The following is a 251-nucleotide window of genomic DNA, read 5'->3' as shown; positions in this document are numbered from 1 at the left end:
TCTCCAGGCCGCCATCAATCGCTTCATCACCGAGCACAATCAGCAATCCCAACCGTTCGTCTGGAGAGCCGACCCACACAAAATCATCGCTGCCGTCAGGCGCGGGCACCAAACGTTGGAATCAATCCACTCTCATGATTGCTGACAACGTCCTTTGGCATAGGTTGCAGCCCGCCGGATTCGATCGGCGGCCGAGGTACTTGTACGGCGGATATGAGGTGCAAGAGGCGGGACTTGAACGTCGGTCAACA

1 pseudogene is annotated in these 251 nt (G+C 57.0%); it reads left to right on the top strand.

Annotation, left to right across the window (positions count from 1 at the left end):
- Positions 1-145: pseudogene (locus D3227_RS41015) on the top strand (IS630 family transposase); the annotation flags it as partial.
- Between the last annotated feature and the right edge of the window lie 106 nt (positions 146-251).

Source organism: Mesorhizobium waimense (assembly GCF_003601975.1).
Classification (GTDB): domain Bacteria; phylum Pseudomonadota; class Alphaproteobacteria; order Rhizobiales; family Rhizobiaceae; genus Mesorhizobium; species Mesorhizobium waimense.
The sequence above is the reverse complement of the archived record's forward strand: the minus strand, read 5'-3'. Positions and strand labels throughout refer to the sequence as shown.